Origin of the sequence: Bradyrhizobium sp. AS23.2 (assembly GCF_001908185.1) — a bacterium.
Taxonomy (GTDB): domain Bacteria; phylum Pseudomonadota; class Alphaproteobacteria; order Rhizobiales; family Xanthobacteraceae; genus Bradyrhizobium.
In genome coordinates this window covers 1-671 of sequence record NZ_LGHM01000416.1, presented here as the reverse complement: position 1 = coordinate 671, position 671 = coordinate 1, and the positions used below count along the sequence as shown (strand labels likewise).

Below are 671 nucleotides of genomic sequence, written 5' to 3'. Positions count from 1 at the left end.
TGCAGGAATTTGGTGCCGATGCGGTTGTCGAGGCCGATGCCGCGCGCGACCTCCTGCACGTTGGCGCCGACTTTTTCGGAGAGATCGGCGATCTCGTTGATGAAGGTGATCTTGGTCGCGAGGAACGCGTTGGCGGCGTATTTGATCATTTCGGCGGTGCGACGCGCCGTGAACATCAGTGGCGCCTGGTTCAGCGACAGCGGACGATAGATGTCGCCCATCACCTTGCGGCCGCGCTCGTCGGAGGTGCCGACCACGACGCGGTCTGGGAACTTGAAATCGCGGATCGCGGCGCCCTCGCGCAGGAATTCAGGGTTCGAGGCGACGACGACGTCTGCGTTAGGATTGGTCTCGTGGATGACGCGCTCGACCTCGTCGCCGGTGCCGACCGGAACGGTCGACTTCGTCACCACGACGGTGAAGCCTTTGAGCGACTGCGCGATCTCGCGCGCGGCGGCGTAAACATAGGACAGATCGGCGTGACCGTCGCCGCGGCGCGACGGCGTGCCGACCGCGATGAACACCGCATCGGCGTCGGCGACCGGCTTGGACAGGTCGGTGGTGAAGTCGAGCCGCTTGGCCTTGACGTTGGTTGCGACCAGCTCGTCGAGGCCGGGCTCATAGATCGGGATCTCGCCGCGATGAAGCGCTGCGATCTTCTTCTCGTCCTT

General features: G+C 64.4%; 1 protein-coding gene. It reads right to left on the bottom strand.

Features of this window, described 5'->3' with window-relative positions; all coding sequences use genetic code 11:
* Window positions 1-671, bottom strand: a 671-nt coding sequence (locus tag AC630_RS42610; RefSeq protein ID WP_143198796.1) for a UDP-glucose dehydrogenase family protein, incomplete at both ends; no start/stop codon positions are given.